A 16,644-nucleotide genomic window follows, 5' to 3' on the forward strand; every position below is an offset into this window, starting at 1 on the left:
GCGGTCCGGATCACGGACGGCGCAGCGCGTCGGCCGCGGCGGTCGCCGCAGGGCCTGCCGCCAGCTCGGTCTCCAGCAGCTGCTTGCCGAGCAGCTCCGGGTCCGGAAGCTCCATCGGGTACTCGCCGTCGAAGCAGGCGCGGCACAGGTTCGGCTTGTCGATCGTCGTCGCCTCGATCATCGCGTCGATCGAGATGTACGAGAGCGAGTCGGCCCCCATCGACGTGGCGATCTCGTCGACGGACATGCCGTTGGCGATCAGCTCGGCGCGGGTGGCGAAGTCGATACCGAAGAAGCAGGGCCACTTGACCGGCGGGGACGAGATCCGGATGTGGATCTCGGCGGCGCCGGCCTCACGGAGCATCCGGACGAGTGCGCGCTGGGTGTTGCCGCGGACGATCGAGTCGTCGACGACCACCAGACGCTTGCCCTTGATGACTTCCTTGAGCGGGTTCAGCTTGAGGCGGATGCCGAGCTGCCGGATGGTCTGGGACGGCTGGATGAAGGTCCGGCCGACGTAGGCGTTCTTCACCAGTCCGGCGCCGAACGGGATCCCGCTGGCCTCCGCGTAACCGATCGCGGCGGGCGTGCCGGATTCCGGTGTCGCTATGACCAGATCGGCATCGACCGGAGCCTCGGCTGCCAGCCTGCGGCCCATCTCCACCCGGGAGAGGTAGACGTTGCGCCCGGCGATGTCGGTGTCGGGGCGGGCCAGGTAGACGTACTCGAAGACACAGCCCTTGGGCTTCGCTTCTGCGAAGCGAGAGGTGCGCAGACCGTTCTCGTCGATGGCGACGAGTTCGCCCGGCTCGATCTCGCGCACGAAGCTGGCGCCACAGATGTCGAGGGCGGCGGACTCGGAGGCCACCACCCAGCCACGCTCCAGGCGGCCGAGAACCAGCGGGCGGATGCCCTGCGGGTCACGGGCCGCGTAGAGGGTGTGCTCATCCATGAAGACCAGGGAGAAGGCACCCTTCACCTCGGGGAGCACCTTCGCGGCGGCCTCCTCGATGGTGAGCGGCTTGCCGTCGTCGTCGGTCTGGCCGGCGAGCAGCGCGGTCACCAGGTCGGTGTCGTTGGTCGCGGCGACCTGGGTGGCGCGGCCGTCCTTGCGCGGAAGGTCGGCGACCATCTCGGCCAGCTGAGCCGTGTTGACCAGGTTGCCGTTGTGTCCGAGGGCGATCGAGCCGTGCGCGGTCGCACGGAACGTCGGCTGCGCGTTCTCCCACACCGAGGCACCGGTGGTGGAGTAGCGGGCATGGCCGACCGCGATATGGCCCTGGAGCGATCCCAGAGACGTTTCGTCGAAGACTTGCGAGACCAGCCCCATGTCCTTGAAGACCAGGATCTGGGACCCGTTGCTCACTGCGATACCCGCGGACTCCTGTCCACGGTGCTGCAGGGCATACAGTCCGAAATAGGTGAGCTTGGCGACCTCTTCGCCGGGAGCCCAGACACCGAAGACGCCGCAAGCGTCCTGGGGGCCTTTCTCTCCGGGGAGCAGGTCGTGGTTGAGTCGTCCATCACCACGAGGCACGCCACCGAGTGTAGGGGAGATCGACCACTGGTCCGAATTGGGGACGCCCCGCCGGACTGCGGAAGAAGCACCCCCTCACCCCTCCTCGCGACCATCCCAAACGGTTACGGGGAGTGAGCGACGTCCGGTGACGGATGGCCGCCCGCAGCCGCCTCGAGCCAGTCGCCGCCCGGATCACCGGCGGGTTACCGCCGAGTTCCGGCCACGACGCCGCATCGCATCCGGACCGGCACCTGGCACTCCGCGAGGCGGCTCGCCGCGCACTCGCACGGGGCTGGCCGAACGCTCGTTTCGTGGCGAGCCTCACACCGGCCGCTTGCCTCGGGGGGCGGTATGCGGCTTCTGCGGACGCCCGCTGCCACCCCGCCGCCGACTGTCCACCGTTCGCCCACACCGCGGCAGGTCTCCGCATGTTCTCGGTCGGCAGGACAGCGACGCTGCTGGAGCTCAGCCGCTACCGATGTTCCGGTCTTCGTCCGTCACTTCATCAAGGGCAGCAGCGGTGCGAGGTCGGCCCGCTCCCCACTGGCGCTGACCTTGGCCGCGTCCAGTTCACGTGCCCAGTGCGTACGTCCGGTGGCCAGCCTGATCCAGGTGAGCGCGTCGGTCTCGACGACATTGGGCGGCGTGCCGCGGGTGTGCCGGGGCCCCTGGACGCACTGAACGACCGCGAACGGCGGAACCCGCACCTCCACCGAACCGCCCGGCGCCTTCTCCGCCAGTGCGTCGGCCAGCAACCGGGTGCAGGCTGCGAGCGCCTGCCGGTCGTACGGGATACCGAGCCCGGTCGCCTCGTTGAGGTCATACGTGTGGACGACGAGTTCCACGGTCCGGGTGACCAGGAAGTCCCCGAGCCGCATGGCACCGACCCGCGTGGCCAGCAACCGGTCCTCGGGGGCGCCCGGCACCGACGCCTCGAAGCGGTCCGCCACCTCCCCGTACAGGGCGTCCACATCGGGGTTCCCGGCGGCGAGCGCCCCGGTGTCCTCGGCAATCCGGTCCGCCCGTCCGGCCGTTGAGAACGGCCATTCCAGCAAACTCACCTCGGGTTTGGCGAGGACGGGCTCGGGCAGCTCCAGCGTCGCGCTGACGTGCGAGAGCGCCATGGTCAGGTGGACGGCGAGCTCACGCACCGACCACCCACCGAGCCCGCTCGGCCTGTCCAGTTGCTGCGGGGTCAGGGTGCGCACAGCAGCCCGCACGTGGGAGAACTGCGCCAGGACCGCTGTGCGGGTCCTGACCGGGTCGTAGCGGCGGGCGCGCTTCTGGGACGGCGGCATGGACGGGAGCCTACGGCGTACCGCGGCGGGAGCCTACGGCGTACCGCGCAGCATCCGAACTCCTCGGCACCAGCCGCGGCACCGGCGCTGTCGGCGGCCGCACGGCGCAGCACGCACGGCACCGCGCGGCGGCAACGTGGCCGGCACCGGGTCCACTGGCGGCGCGCGAGGCAGGCCGAGCCACGACCGGGTCAGCCCGAACGCAGGCCGGCCCCAATCCGGTCAGCCGACTCGGGCCCGGGTCGCGAAGTCGCCGAGGCCGTTCTCCAGGAGGTCGAACGCTCGCTCGGCGAGAAGCGCGGCATCCGGCGCGATGGCGTCGGCTGACTCCCCGGCCAACAACCGCCGGTGGTTCTCACTGATCAGGGTGTTGCGCGTGCCGATCAGCTGGGCTGCCACGATGCGCGCGACAGCCGGGTCCTCGCCCTCCTCGACCAGGACCTCGATGAGCAACTCGTCGCTGCGGGCGAAGAACGCGCGGGCCCGGGTGAGCAGGGCGGGCGTCTGCTGAATCAGCTGGAGGAGCCCCAGCGCCACCGGCGAATCGCTCATCCCCACCGCGGGGTCCCGGCTCTTGATCGCGGCCAGGAACTGGCGGCGCGTGCCCGACACCGCGGACTCACCTGGAACCCGGTCCCGGACCGCCTGGGCGACCTCGCCGATGTGCTCCTCCATGGGAGCGAGAACCAAGTCTTCCTTGCTGTCGAAGTAGTTGAAGACAGTCATCTTCGACACGTCGGCGGCTTCGGCGATTTCCGCTACCGAGACCTGATCGAATCCGCGTTCGCCGAAGAGCCTCGTGGCCTCGGCCAGCAGACGGCGTCGCGTCTGGATCTTCTTGCGCTCGCGCAGGCCCATCCCCTCGATCATGGCATCACTGTACCAGGATGAAACTTAGACCGACCTTAAATATTGCCTTGGTCCAGACTTACTGCGGCGGGGGGGGTGCCGGCCTCCGCAGCGCACCTCGACCCGGATGGCAGCCCCGCCCCGCCAAGCCATGCCCGCCCCGGCAGGTCCGCCCTCGCACTCAAATGATCTGAGCCCCGCCCGAGTCAGCCTCCGTTTCCGTTTCCGTTTCCGTGTCCGTGCCCGCGTCCGGAACGGAATGCCCGTCCACCGCTACCCCGACCGTGAACGTCTCGCCGTTGGCGGGGACACCTATGCCGCGCCAGGTGAAGGGCACTCCGATCGCCACGTCCAGATCCGGATCGTCCATCAGCTGAAAATGCACATGGGGTTCGGTCGAGTTTCCCGAGTTGCCGCACTCGGCCAGCTGCTGCCCTGCCCGGACGGTCTCCCCCACCCCCACTCGGAGTGAGCCTCGCCGCAGGTGGGCGTACATGGCGTACGTGCCGTTACCCAGGTCGAGCACGAGGTGGTTCCCGACGATGCTGCCGGGACCGAGCACATCCCGCACAGACGCCTCGAGCACCATCAGGTAGAGCAACGCCGGCAGGGAGTTGCGGCTGAGGTGGTCACGCCTGCCGTGTGCGGCGTACACCACCGTGCCGTCCGCCACCGCGAGCAAGGGGGCCCCGAAGCCCGGGAAGCGGTCATTGCGGAGGGCGACGGGCCACAGTCGGCGGAACTTCGGGCGGGAAGGGCCACGCTCTCCCTCCGGTCCGGGCTCGGGCTCGGCCACGATGTCGATCGCGTACGTCTGTCCGTAGCCGTGTATCCCGTGGCTGGGCACCTTGTCCGCCGGACTGTTCAACGCGGTCCATCGTCCGGACACCGGCGGCTCGACCTCCACGGCGGGTCGTGGGTCCGCGGCCGCCGAGCGGGCCTTGCGGCCCGCCGTCAGGACGAGAGCGAGCGCGGCCGCTGCGGGCACCCAGATCAGCCAGTACGGAAAGGGCGGGCGAGTGAAGAGGCTGAGGACCAGCATCGCGAAGAAGATGATCCAGCAGATTCGGTACAGCACCATGACAGCTTTACGGACAGACATGACTTCCCCCTGGTCGTCGGTCTGATCGTTGGTTCACTACTCGGTTCGTTCTCGCGTGCGCCGCATGTAAGGCGTGTAAGGCGTGCGCCGCGTGTACGGCGTGTACGGCATATGCGGCTCAGGGCTTCGCGGCCGTGAGGACCACCAGCAGCGGCACCACCCGGGCGCCAGGCACCTCGTATCTCCCCCGCCCCTTCGTTTGCAGCCAACCCGCACCTGTCAGCTGGCGCAGGTGGTGATATATCTGCCCTGTTGTCCCGGTCTCGTCCAGCGCGGCGAGCTCCGCGGCCGTGCGCCGGCCGCCCAAGATCTCCCGCAGCAGCCGCAACCGGACCGGATGACCGAGTGCGGCAAGCGCCTCGGCGGTATGGGACCAGTAGGCACCGGCGGCTGACTGCCCCTCCCCCGTGCCTTCCGCACCGTCGGGGCTTCCGGCGGCCTCCACCCCGCTGGGCTCTCCCGCGTCTTCCAGCAATTGCTCCGTCAGCGCGCCGTACTGCCACTCGTACCGCTCGCCCGTCGGCAGCCGTACCGCACCCGTGTACAGCACTCCGCCCTCAGCCGCCCCTACGCCCGCGAGCTGCTGCTTCAGCCCTTCCAGGGCCCAGAAGTCGGCCCCGCTCGGACGCGGCGCGTCAAGGCGGTCACCCACGAGGGCCTCAAGCCGCCGCTCCAGCTCCGAGACCCGTTGCTCCAGTTCCATAAAGCAAGGATTACGTAATTACGTAATCCCCGTCAAGCGCCCTCGGAAAACCCGCCGACGGAAACCGAACCGATCGAACCGCCCCGGCACGACACGGCACAGCACGCAGAAGCCCCCGCCCGAAACGGGCGGGGGCTTGCGCGAAGGGTGACGGACGCGTCCGCCGGCTACGAAAGCAGGGCGGGGCGCCGCCCTGCTACGCGAGCAGCGCGGGGATCGTTCCCTCGTGCGCCGTACGCAGCTCACTCAGCGGGATGCTGAACTCGCCCTGGATCTCGATCTCCTCGCCGTCCACGACACCGATCCGTGCCACGGGCAGACCCCGCGCCCCGCACATGTCGTTGAAGCGGAGCTCCTCGCTGCGCGGGATCGAGACGATCGCGCGTCCCGCCGACTCGGAGAACAGGAACGTGAACGCGTCCAGTCCGTCCGGCACGACCAGCCGAGCACCCGTGCCGCCTCGCAGGCAGGACTCGGTGACCGCCTGGATCAGGCCTCCGTCGGAGAGGTCGTGCGCCGCGTCGATCATGCCGTCACGGGAGGCCGAGATCAGGATCTCGCCGAGCAGCTTCTCGCGGCCCAGGTCGACCTTGGGCGGCATGCCGCCGAGGTGCTTGTGCACAACCTCGGACCAGGCCGAACCGCCGAACTCCTCGTGCGTGTCGCCCAGCAGGTAGAGGAGCTGGCCCTCTTCCTTGAAGGCGACCGGCGTACGCCGGGTGACGTCGTCGATCACACCGAGCACGGCCACGACCGGCGTCGGGTGGATCGCCGTGTCACCGGTCTGGTTGTAGAGCGAGACATTGCCGCCGGTGACCGGGGTGCCCAGTTCCAGGCAGCCGTCCGCCAGACCACGCGTGGCCTCGGCGAACTGCCACATGACGTCCGGGTCCTCGGGCGAACCGAAGTTCAGGCAGTCCGAGATGGCGAGCGGCTTGGCGCCCGACGCGGCGACGTTGCGGTACGACTCCGCCAGCGCGAGCTGCGCGCCGGTGTACGGGTCGAGCTTCGCGTACCGGCCGTTGCCGTCGGTCGCCATGGCCACGCCGAGGTTGGACTCCGCGTCGATGCGGACCATGCCGGCGTCCTCGGGCATCGCGAGCACGGTGTTGCCCTGCACGAAGCGGTCGTACTGGTCCGTGATCCAGGACTTCGACGCCTGGTTCGGCGAGGAGACCAGCGCCAGCACCTGCTCGCGCAGTTCGGCCCCGTCGGCCGGACGGGCCAGCTTGCCGGCGTCGTCGGCCTGCAGCGCGTCCTGCCAGGACGGGCGGGCGAACGGGCGGTGGTAGGTCGGGCCCTCGTGGGCGACGGACCGCGGCGGTACGTCCACGATCTGCTCGCCGTGCCAGAAGATCTCCAGCTGGGAGCCCTCGGTCACCTCACCGATGACGGTGGCGATGACGTCCCACTTCTCGCAGATCTCCAGGAACCGGTCCACGTGCTGCGGCTCGACGATCGCGCACATGCGCTCCTGCGACTCGCTCATGAGGATTTCCTCGGGCGAGAGGGAGGAGTCGCGCAGGGGCACGGTGTCCAACTCGACGCGCATGCCGCCGGAGCCCGCGGAGGCCAGCTCGGAGGTGGCACAGGAGAGCCCGGCGCCGCCGAGGTCCTGGATGCCCGCGACGAGCTTCTCCTTGAAGATCTCCAGGGTGCACTCGATGAGGAGCTTCTCCTGGAACGGGTCGCCGACCTGGACGGCCGGGCGCTTGGCCGGACCGGTCGACTCGAAGGTCTCCGATGCCAGGACCGAGACACCGCCGATGCCGTCGCCGCCGGTGCGGGCGCCGTACAGGATGACCTTGTTGCCGGGCCCGGAGGCCTGCGCCAGGTGGATGTCCTCGTGCTTCATCACGCCGATGCAGCCGGCGTTGACGAGCGGGTTGCCCTGGTAGCAGGCGTCGAAGACGACCTCCCCACCGATGTTCGGCAGGCCCAGGCAGTTGCCGTAGCCGCCGATGCCCGCGACGACGCCCGGCAGCACACGCTTGGTGTCGGGGTGGTCGGCCGCACCGAAGCGCAGCGGGTCGACGACCGCGACGGGGCGGGCGCCCATGGCGAGGATGTCGCGGACGATGCCGCCGACGCCGGTGGCCGCGCCCTGGTAGGGCTCGATGTACGAGGGATGGTTGTGCGACTCGACCTTGAAGGTGACCGCGTAACCCTGGCCGACGTCGACCACACCGGCGTTCTCGCCGATGCCGACGAGCATGGCGTCGTTCTCCGGGACCTTCTCGCCGAACTGCTTGAGATGGACCTTGCTGCTCTTGTAGGAGCAGTGCTCGGACCACATCACGGAGTACATGGCGAGCTCGGCGCCGGTGGGACGGCGTCCCAGGATCTCGCGGATCCGGGCGTACTCGTCCTCCTTGAGGCCGAGCTCCTTCCAGGGCTGCGCGGTGTCCGGGGTTTCGGCCGCGTGCTTGACCGTGTCCAGGCTCATGCGTTGACCAGCTTCTTGATGATCGAGGTGAAGAAACCGAGACCGTCGGTACGACCGGTGCCGATCAGCGGCTCCACTGCGTGCTCCGGGTGCGGCATGAGGCCGACGACGTTGCCCGCGGCGTTGGTGATGCCGGCGATGTCGCGCAGCGAGCCGTTGGGGTTGACGTCCACGTAGCGGAACGTGACGCGGCCCTCGGCCTCCAGCTCGTCGAGCGTGCGCTCGTCGGCGGTGTAGCGGCCGTCCATGTTCTTGAGCGGTACGGAGATTTCCTGGCCCTCGGCGTAGTCCGAGGTCCAGGACGTCTGCGCGTTCTCGACCCGGAGCTTCTGGTCGCGGCAGATGAAGTGCAGGTGGTTGTTGCGCAGCATCGCGCCGGGCAGCAGGTGCGCCTCGGTCAGGATCTGGAAGCCGTTGCAGATGCCGAGAACCGGCATGCCCGCCTTCGCCTGCTCGATCACCGTCTCCATGACCGGCGAGAAGCGGGAGATGGCTCCGGCCCGCAGATAGTCGCCGTACGAGAAACCGCCCGCGAGGATGACCGCGTCGACCTGGTGCAGGTCCTTGTCGCGGTGCCACAGCGATACGGGTTCGGCGCCGGCGAGCCGTACGGCCCGAAGGCTGTCCTGGTCGTCGAGCGTGCCCGGAAAGGTGACGACTCCGATACGAGCAGTCACTTCGACTCCTCGGCCTTCTCCACCTTCACGGTGAAGTCCTCGATCACTGTGTTGGCGAGGAACGTCTCGGCCATCTCGTGAATACGAGCGAGGGCGGCGTCATCGACCGGCCCCTCGATCTCCAGCTCGAAACGCTTTCCCTGACGTACGTCCGCGATTCCCTCGAAGCCGAGACGGGGCAGCGCACGCTGCACAGCCTGTCCCTGCGGGTCGAGGATCTCGGGCTTGAGCATGACGTCGACTACGACGCGTGCCACTGGCACTCCCGGTGTGGTGGTGTGGTGCGGCTGTTTCTCCGGGGGGTTCCCCAGACCCCCGCGGGTCCACTCAGCGTACCTGGCCAGAAATTCTACGCGGGTAGATATCCAGAGACCCAGATCACGTCGAGATATCGACCCCGACAACGGGGGAGAAAAATCGTGCAAAAAAATCCTCACCGGCAGCACGCAAAGCAGGTTGACACGCGCAGGTAATTGGGCGGGCTTCACAATGCGGGGCCCACCGCTGTACAAATGATTACCGGGGAAAGCAACATTGCCCCTAATCGGCCGACACCGGTCGGCCAGCATCCGCGCTCACAGCCGGAAGGCCGGCATCCGCGCATGTCAGGCACGGATGCCGTAGGAAAGGACCGATATCCGTGGCTCAGCGCGTAGTGGTCACGCTCTCCGACGACATCGACGGGGGAGCAGCGGCGGAAACGGTCACCTTCGCCCTGGACGGGAAGACGTACGAGATCGACCTCAACCCGTCCAATGCAAAGAAACTGCGCAAGGCGCTGGCGCCGTACATGGCGGCCGGTCGCAAGCAGACAAACGCGGCCAAGCACGGCAAGGTTCCCGTCTCGTACCGGCACACCTCCCTCGCGCCCGATCCGGCGGCGGTGCGCGCCTGGGCCCGTTCGCACCGGATGGAGGTGCCGGCCCGGGGCCGGATTCCCAAGAAGGTCTACGAGGCGTTCCAGGAAGCCAGTTGAGCGGACGCACGGTGAGGGCCGGCCGGCCGGAGGGCATCGGACGGCCCGTCACCGCCCACCCGGGCGACACCCCGCGGGAGCCGACTTGCGCGACACCCCTGCAGGTCGGCTAGAGTCTGGAGCACGCCGAAGGGCAAGGCCGCAAAGCCGAACCTCAAGCAGCGTGCGGGTGTAGTTCAGTAGTAGAACATCCCCCTTCCAGGGGGAAGGCGCAGTGTGCAATTCCTGTCACCCGCTCTGCATCGCTCTCCTCAACCACTCCAGTGGATCAGGTAGAGTAGTGCTCGCTCCACCGGTGAAAGCCGAGTGGCTGCAATGCGGACGTAGCTCAGTTGGTAGAGCGCAACCTTGCCAAGGTTGAGGTCGCCAGTTCGAACCTGGTCGTCCGCTCTTGATCGAAGGCCCTGGTCGATTTCGACCGGGGCCTTCGTCGTATTCACTTCCCGGCCATAACTCTCCCCTCTTCCGGCTCTCCTCACCCATGACGTTTGTCATGAGCCGCGATGCATGACGTTTGTCATGGGCAGTGATGACAGCTCGCACTGCTCCTGGTCCCGTACGGACGGAAACCTTGAGTCCATGACCAGCGACGAAATTCCCCGGGACCGCGTGATCGAGGTGGACGGTGTCCGGCGAAGCTACGCGGGCGGCTTCGAGGCCGTGACCGGCGTCTCCTTCTCCGTGGCCCGCGGCGAGCTGTTCGCCCTGCTCGGGACGAACGGCGCAGGCAAGACGTCCACCGTCGAACTGCTCGAGGGGCTGGCCCGTCCCGACAGCGGCGCGATACGGGTGCTCGGCCACGACCCGTACGCCGAGCGCGCCGCTGTCCGGCCCCGGATCGGGGTGATGCTTCAGGAGGGCGGCTTCCCGTCCGACCTGACCGTGGCCGAGACCGTGCGGATGTGGGCGGGCTGCACCAGCGGCGCCCGGCCGACCGCCGAGGCGCTGGAACTGGTGGGGCTCGGCCACCGGGCCGGGGTGCGGGTCAAGCAGCTCTCCGGCGGCGAGCGACGCCGCCTCGACCTGGCGCTGGCCCTGCTCGGCCGGCCCGAGGTGCTCTTCCTCGACGAGCCGACCACCGGCCTCGACGCCGAGGGCCGCCGCGACACATGGGCGCTGGTACGGCGGCTCAAGGAGGACGGCATCACCGTCCTGCTGACCACGCACTACCTCGAAGAGGCCGAGTCCCTCGCCGATCGTTTGGCGATCATGCACCGGGGCCGGATCGTGACCACGGGCACCACTGCCGAAGTAACGGCCGAACGGCCGGCCCGGATCCGGTTCGAGCTGCCCGAGGGGGTCGCGCCGGCCCAGCTGCCGCTGGGCCTGCGTGCCGCGGCCGAGGGACGACGGATCGAAATCCGTACCCACCAGCTTCAGGAGTCACTGTCCGAACTGCTGCGCTGGGCAGCGGCGTCGGATGTTTCCCTGGCCGGGCTCGATGCCCGGTCCGCCTCGCTCGAAGAGGCGTTCCTCGATATCGCGAAGTCCGCCGCAGAAACCGAAGAGGTGACCTTGTCATGACGATCGCAACAAGCACCGCGCCGGCCACGGCGCAGCGGACCACCACCACGAGCCGAGGCCGGCTGATGGCTCTCGGCCGTGCCGAGATGACCCTGCTCGCCCGCAACAGGTCGGCGGTCGTCGTCGCACTGTTGGTGCCCTCGGCCATGGTCATGGCCATGAAGTCGACCTTCGAGCAGGTGGACCTCGGCGGGACGGGCCTGACCGTCGCCGGCGCCGCGCTCACCGGCGGCATCGGAACGGTGCTCATCCAGGCCGTCTACATGAACATGGTCTCCGCCTATGTGGCGCGGCGCGAGGACCTGGTCCTGAAGAGGCTGCGTACCGGCGAGGTCAGCGACAGCGAGATCCTGACCGGCACCGCGCTGCCCTCGGCCGCTCTGGCCCTGGCGCAGTCCGCACTGATCATCGTGACCGGTGCGGCCTTCTTCGGCCTCACCGCGCCGCAACGGCCCGAACTGCTCCTCGCGGGGCTGCTGCTGGCCGTGGTGTTGTTGACGCTGCTGGCAGCGGCCACCTCCATAGTGACCCGCACCGTGCAGACGTCACAGCTCACCACCTTGCCCCTGTTCCTCGTCTCGATGATGGGTTCGGGGCTTTTCGTCTCGCTGGAGATCTTTCCCGACCCGCTCGCGTCGGCCTGCGAGTTCCTGCCGCTGACCGGGGTGATGACGCTCATACGGTCCGGCTGGCTGGGCGTCAACGAGGGCACGGACGTGCTCGGGGCAGCACTGACCGGACTGGTCTGGACAGCGCTCGCGGTGTTTGCTGTGCAGCGGTGGTTCCGCTGGGATCCCCGACGCTGAGAGAGGTTGTGGCGCGTTGATGGACGTACGGGGCTGGCGCCGCCGCTGGCAGGAGCGCAGCAAACTGGAGCGGATCGACCTGTATTCGCGGGTGACCATCTCTTCGATCCCCTGGCTCTTCACCTTGTCGTGGCAGCTGGCACCCTTCAAGTCCGACATCCGCCATGAACCGCTCCCGCTGGTACTGGGCTCGCTGCTGCTTCTGGTGAGCCTTGGGCAGTGCCTGCTGAGCAACCGCAATGTGCAGTCGTCGTATGCGCACTACCTCGGCATCTCCGTCTTTCCCGGTCGGCGCATGCTCGCGCCGATGGCCCTGCTGCTGCTCGGAGTGGGCCTGTTGGCGACGCTGGCCGCGGTGGACGGTGTCGCAGGTGCGGGGCTTCTCCTCATGAGCCTGAACACACCGATGGCGATCGTGATCACGCGGGTACTTTTGGTTCCGGTCCGCATGTTCATGATCGAGTCGCTTTTCCTCACCGCACTGACCACCGGCGCCCTCGCCGCGGCCGGTGTGCGGGGCGCAACCTTGGCCGGCGTCGTGCCGACGACGCTCTTCGGCTGCGTGCTGGTCCTGATCTCGGTGCGGCCCAGCGCCTGGAGCCTGAGCGTGATGTGGCAGGCCGAGGAGGCCCGGGACATACACGCCCGGCTCGCCGTCGCGGAGGAGCGGCTGCGGTTCGGGCGGGACATGCACGACGTACTGGGCCGCAATCTCGCGGTGATCGCGCTGAAGAGCGAACTGGCGGTGGAGCTCGCGCAGCGCGGGAGGCCGGAGGCGCTGGACCAGATGGTCGAGGTGCAGCGGATAGCCCGCGCCTCGCAGCAGGAGGTACGTGATGTCGTACGGGGCTACCGGGAGGCCGACCTGACCACGGAGTTGGCCGGGGCCCAGGGAGTGTTGCGGGCGGCCGGTATCGAGTGCGCGGTCACGGGCGGCGACGGTACGGGGCTCCCCGGGCCCGTCCAGTCGGCGCTCGGCTGGGTGGTGCGCGAGGCCGCGACCAATGTGCTGCGGCACGGCGATCCGGGCCACTGCATGATCAACCTCGCCGTCTCGGCGGAGGCGGTGGTGCTGAACGTGGAGAACGACGGAGCGCCCGACTCCGCTCCGCAAGGGGCCGGCTCCGGGCTGGCCGGACTGCGCGAACGGCTCGGGGTGCTCGACGGCGAGCTGGCGGCGGGACCGGCAGAGGAAGGGCTGTTCCGGCTCACCGCGCGGATCCCGCTGGCGCTCACGGAATCCACTGACGTCCCGTATGCGGCTGCCGGTGACCTATCGCGTACGGCCCTTCTGGAGGAAAGACGATGACCGCGGTACGGGTACTGCTCGCCGACGACGAGCACCTGATCCGGGGCGCGCTCGCCGCCCTGCTCGCGCTGGAGGACGACCTGGTGGTGGTAGCGGAGGCGGCGACCGGCCCGGAGGCGCTCGCCATGGCCCGGGCACACCGCCCCGACGTGGCGGTCCTGGATCTGGAGATGCCGGGGGCCGACGGTGTGAGCGTCGCCACATCCATACGGTCCGAACTCCCGGGCTGCCGCACCATGATCGTGACGAGTCACGGCCTCCCGGGCCACCTCAAGAGAGCCCTCGCGGCGGGGGTGCGGGCCTTCGTACCGAAGACCGTCAGTGCCCGGCAGCTGGCCGGCATCATCCGTACTGTGCATGCCGGAAACCGCTATGTGGACCCGGAGTTGGCGGCCGACGCCATCGCCGCCGGGGACTCACCGCTGACCGTGCGCGAGGCGCAGGTGCTGGAGCTGGCTGCCGACGGGGCGCCGGTCGCCGAGATCGCGGATCGGGCTTCCCTGTCGCAGGGGACGGTGCGCAACTACCTCTCGGCGGCGGCCGCGAAACTCGGGGCGGAGAACCGTCATGCCGCAGTGCGTCTCGCGCGTGAGCGGGGATGGGTATAGTAGTTCTCGCGCTTCGGCGCTTGCGGACGTAGCTCAGTTGGTAGAGCGCAACCTTGCCAAGGTTGAGGTCGCCAGTTCGAACCTGGTCGTCCGCTCGGTACAGCAAGAAGCCCCCGGCCTTTCGGCCGGGGGCTTCTTCGTATGAGGGTCCAGGTCTTTCGTCTGGGTCATGCCGGGCCCTGCGAGTCCGGCATGACCGAGACGTGCGGCCCTAGTTCCAGGGCGTACCGGTGAGGAGTTCGTACGCCTCCACGTACTTGGCGCGGGTGGCGTCCACGATCTCCTGGGGCAGCGCCGGCGGCGGCTGCTCGCTCTTGCGGTCCCAGCCGGAGGCCGGTGAGGTCAGCCAGTCACGCACGAACTGCTTGTCGTACGACGGCTGGGCGCGGCCCGGCTCCCAGGCGGCGGCCGGCCAGAAGCGCGAGGAGTCCGGGGTGAGCACCTCGTCCGCGATGATCAGTTCCTCGCCGCCGTCGGCCGTGGGTGCGAAGCCGAACTCGAACTTCGTGTCCGCGAGGATGATGCCGCGTTCGCGGGCGATGTCACGGGCCCGGCCGTATACGTCCAGCGTCGTACGGCGCAGCTGTGCGGCGGTCTCGGCACCGACCTGGCGGGCCACTTCCTCGTAGCTGACGTTCTCGTCGTGATCGCCGACGGCCGCCTTGGTCGCGGGGGTGAAGATGGGCGCGGGCAGTTCGGAGCCGTCCACGAGGCCCTCGGGGAGGGCGAGGCCGCAGACGGTGCGCGACGCGTTGTACTCGATCAGGCCGGAGCCGGTCAGGTAGCCGCGGGCGACGCACTCGACCGGGACCATGCGCAGCGACTTGCAGATCGTCGTGCGGCCTGCCCAGTCCGCCGGGGCGCCGGCGGGCAGCTCCGTGGACAGGACGTGGTTCGGCACGAGATCGGCGAGCTGGTCGAACCACCACAGCGAGAGCCGTGTCAGGACGCGTCCCTTGTCCGGGATCTCGGTGGGCAGGACCCAGTCGTACGCGGACATGCGGTCGCTGGCGACCATGACGAGGTCGCCCGCCTCGTTCCGGTACAGGTCACGCACCTTGCCCGTGTGCAGGTGGGTGAGCCCCGGAACCTGCACGGGCTCGGGCTTTTCTACAAATCCGGACACGCTGCCTCCGCGTAGGTTGATCCAGGAGCTGTTCCGATTGTCCCGTATCCGGGCGCGGACGGCTGCGGAGGGGTCGGTGGGGGCCGGTGGGTGCGAATGGCGTGGCCCGGAGCGGGCGGGGCGGCCGAGTGGCTCAGGCGCGCTTGCAGATCCGGTCGAGGAGGTTGGCGGTCGCCCGCTGGATGCGTGGGTCCACATGACCGGGCCGGTCCAGGGCCGGAGACCAGGCGAAGGTGCCGGAGGCGAAGACGAGCGCGCCCGACGGGGCCCGGTACAGCGATGTCTCCTGGTGGCGCGTCACGCCGTCGCTGTCCTGGTACGGGGAGTGCGCGAGGAGGATGCGGTTGTCGTGCTCAGGAAGCGTGGTGCGCGGGAAGTAGCGGTCGGCCTCGCCCGCGACCAGGCCGTCGATCTCGTCGCCCTCCACGGCACCGGTCGCGTCCCAGAGCCAGTGCTCCGCGTTCCGCACGACCAGGGGGTGGGGGTCGGGGACCCTGCCCGCGTACTGGATGCCGAGCAGCTGCTGCTCGGGGCGGTCGAGCTCGCGCCAGAGCGCGGGCTTGCCCGGGCCCCGGCGCTTGCGGCAGCTGAGCAGCCTGTCGGGGACGCCTGAGGGCGACGGCGCGAGGCTGACCTGCCAGTACATGGTGTTGGCGGAGAGGAAGACAAGGGACGTGCCGTTGTCGCGGGCCCGTTCCGCGGTACGGCGCATGGGCACCGACCAGTACTCGTCATGGCCGGGGAAGACCAGGCCCCGGTAGCGGGTCGGGTCGATCCGCCCCGCGTGCAGGTCGCGGGTGTCCGCGTAGGCGATGTCGTAGCCGTAGCGCTCGGCCCATCGGATGAAGTCGTAGGCGTGGCCGACGTGGAGCGGAAGCCCGGCGCCCGCGTAGGGGCGGTCGAAGGAGACGGTGACCGCCGCGTCCTCCTCCCCCAGCAGCCGGCCCTGTTCGTCCCAGGCGTGGTAGAGGCTGGCGCCGGTCACGCCGTCCTCGGGGTAGAGGTTGTACGCCTGCCACGTGATGTCCGGAAGCACCAGCAGCAGGTCGGCCGGGTGGTCGTCGCGGACCGTGAACGGAATGTGGGAGCGGTAGCCGTCGACGGTGGTGAGCACGGCGACATACGCGCCGATCGACCAGTACGACGGGATCTGCAGCCGCCAGGACTGCCACCAGTGGTGGCAGGAGACCGTGCGGTCGGCGGTGAGAGGGGGCGGCTGGACGATGCCGGAGAGCCGCGGACTCGTGGTGATCTTCGCCGCGCCGTCGCCGCCGTAGTGGCCGATCCGGTAGATGTCCACGGAGAACTGCTGGGGCGGATCCACGGTGATGTGGAAGTCGATCGCCTCGCCCGGGGCCGCGGCACCGGAGGAGCTGAATCCCTTGATCTGACGGCGGACGTCGTCGGCGGTGCGGGTGCCGCCGCCGGTGGAGCCGCGGGGCAGGGTGGGGTCGGCGTACCAGGGCACGACCTGACCGGTGTCGTCGATGTAGTTCTCACTCCCCCGCAGCCAGGGCAGGGGCCCCTGGCCGAAGGGATCAGTGACGGCGTGCGCCAGGGCACCCGACTCCCAACGACGAATCTGCTCCGCCCCCATGACGCATCCCTCCCTCAGGCCCCCGGAACAACAGTGGTGCGCCGACTGTCAGCGCCGATCCCCAGCACATCACATAACGCATGCACTCCGTCACCGTTCGTCGC

The 16,644-nt window shown here is 69.1% G+C and carries 15 protein-coding genes and 3 tRNA genes; 8 read left to right on the plus strand and 10 right to left on the minus strand.

Annotated features, from left to right (window positions below; all coding sequences use genetic code 11):
* Positions 1-10: 10 nt before the first annotated feature.
* The 8 genes from purF to purS all read right to left on the minus strand — a co-directional run bounded on the left by purF (position 11) and on the right by purS (position 8,851).
* Positions 11-1,537, minus strand: coding sequence for an amidophosphoribosyltransferase (gene purF / locus ACFYPA_RS19810; protein ID WP_359083801.1), 1,527 nt, complete (start codon positions 1,535-1,537; stop codon positions 11-13).
* Positions 1,538-2,016: 479 nt separating this feature from the next.
* On the minus strand, positions 2,017-2,817 hold the full coding sequence (locus ACFYPA_RS19815; RefSeq protein WP_389133194.1) for a sterol carrier family protein: 801 nt from the start codon (positions 2,815-2,817) through the stop codon (positions 2,017-2,019).
* A gap of 222 nt (positions 2,818-3,039) precedes the next feature.
* Positions 3,040-3,687, minus strand: a complete 648-nt coding sequence (locus ACFYPA_RS19820) for a TetR/AcrR family transcriptional regulator (protein WP_389133197.1) — start codon at positions 3,685-3,687, stop codon at positions 3,040-3,042.
* A gap of 160 nt (positions 3,688-3,847) precedes the next feature.
* Positions 3,848-4,768 carry a M23 family metallopeptidase gene (locus ACFYPA_RS19825; RefSeq protein WP_389133200.1) on the minus strand — a complete coding sequence of 307 codons (921 nt, stop codon included), beginning with the start codon at positions 4,766-4,768 and terminating at the stop codon, positions 3,848-3,850.
* A gap of 118 nt (positions 4,769-4,886) precedes the next feature.
* On the minus strand, positions 4,887-5,471 hold the full coding sequence (locus ACFYPA_RS19830) for a winged helix-turn-helix domain-containing protein (RefSeq protein ID WP_359313242.1): 585 nt from the start codon (positions 5,469-5,471) through the stop codon (positions 4,887-4,889).
* Positions 5,472-5,667: 196 nt separating this feature from the next.
* On the minus strand, positions 5,668-7,917 hold the full coding sequence (purL, locus tag ACFYPA_RS19835; protein ID WP_359083796.1) for a phosphoribosylformylglycinamidine synthase subunit PurL: 2,250 nt from the start codon (positions 7,915-7,917) through the stop codon (positions 5,668-5,670).
* Entirely contained in the window at positions 7,914-8,594 is a 681-nt protein-coding gene (purQ, locus tag ACFYPA_RS19840) for a phosphoribosylformylglycinamidine synthase subunit PurQ (protein ID WP_359083795.1), read from the minus strand. Before purQ ends, purL begins: the two co-directional genes overlap by 4 nt.
* A complete protein-coding gene (gene purS / locus ACFYPA_RS19845) occupies positions 8,591-8,851 on the minus strand; it encodes a phosphoribosylformylglycinamidine synthase subunit PurS (protein WP_136330173.1) in 261 nt (86 codons plus the stop codon). The genes purQ and purS overlap by 4 nt, the downstream gene beginning before the upstream one ends.
* A gap of 383 nt (positions 8,852-9,234) precedes the next feature.
* On the opposite strand from purS, the gene ACFYPA_RS19850 reads away from it, so the two are divergent.
* The 8 genes from ACFYPA_RS19850 (at position 9,235) to ACFYPA_RS19885 (ending at position 13,912) form a co-directional block, all read left to right on the plus strand.
* The gene (locus tag ACFYPA_RS19850; protein WP_359083794.1) at positions 9,235-9,570 is read left to right on the plus strand and encodes an Lsr2 family protein; all 336 of its coding nucleotides are present in this window, start codon (positions 9,235-9,237) and stop codon (positions 9,568-9,570) included.
* 165 nt (positions 9,571-9,735) lie between these two features.
* Positions 9,736-9,807 (plus strand) — tRNA-Gly (locus ACFYPA_RS19855).
* A gap of 80 nt (positions 9,808-9,887) precedes the next feature.
* Positions 9,888-9,960 (plus strand) — tRNA-Gly (locus tag ACFYPA_RS19860).
* 189 nt (positions 9,961-10,149) lie between these two features.
* On the plus strand, positions 10,150-11,094 hold the full coding sequence (locus tag ACFYPA_RS19865; protein ID WP_359083793.1) for an ABC transporter ATP-binding protein: 945 nt from the start codon (positions 10,150-10,152) through the stop codon (positions 11,092-11,094).
* A complete protein-coding gene (locus ACFYPA_RS19870; RefSeq protein WP_389133206.1) occupies positions 11,091-11,900 on the plus strand; it encodes an ABC transporter permease in 810 nt (269 codons plus the stop codon). The genes ACFYPA_RS19865 and ACFYPA_RS19870 overlap by 4 nt, the downstream gene beginning before the upstream one ends.
* A gap of 19 nt (positions 11,901-11,919) precedes the next feature.
* Complete coding sequence (locus ACFYPA_RS19875) at positions 11,920-13,209, plus strand: sensor histidine kinase (RefSeq protein ID WP_389133209.1); 1,290 nt, start codon at positions 11,920-11,922, stop codon at positions 13,207-13,209.
* Positions 13,206-13,817, plus strand: coding sequence for a response regulator transcription factor (locus ACFYPA_RS19880; RefSeq protein ID WP_359083788.1), 612 nt, complete (start codon positions 13,206-13,208; stop codon positions 13,815-13,817). The genes ACFYPA_RS19875 and ACFYPA_RS19880 overlap by 4 nt, the downstream gene beginning before the upstream one ends.
* 22 nt (positions 13,818-13,839) lie before the next feature.
* Positions 13,840-13,912: transfer RNA gene (locus ACFYPA_RS19885), tRNA-Gly, on the plus strand.
* Positions 13,913-14,028: 116 nt separating this feature from the next.
* On the opposite strand, the gene ACFYPA_RS19890 is transcribed toward ACFYPA_RS19885, so the two are convergent.
* Both ACFYPA_RS19890 and ACFYPA_RS19895 read right to left on the minus strand, forming a co-directional pair.
* Positions 14,029-14,943: a phosphoribosylaminoimidazolesuccinocarboxamide synthase gene (locus ACFYPA_RS19890; protein ID WP_359348417.1), complete on the minus strand. Its 915-nt coding sequence runs from the start codon at positions 14,941-14,943 to the stop codon at positions 14,029-14,031.
* Between the two features lie 133 nt (positions 14,944-15,076).
* A complete protein-coding gene (locus ACFYPA_RS19895) occupies positions 15,077-16,540 on the minus strand; it encodes a N,N-dimethylformamidase beta subunit family domain-containing protein (protein ID WP_359083786.1) in 1,464 nt (487 codons plus the stop codon).
* Positions 16,541-16,644: the final 104 nt, after the last annotated feature.

Origin of the sequence: Streptomyces sp. NPDC005775, from assembly GCF_042871565.1 — a bacterium.
Lineage (GTDB): Bacteria > Actinomycetota > Actinomycetes > Streptomycetales > Streptomycetaceae > Streptomyces.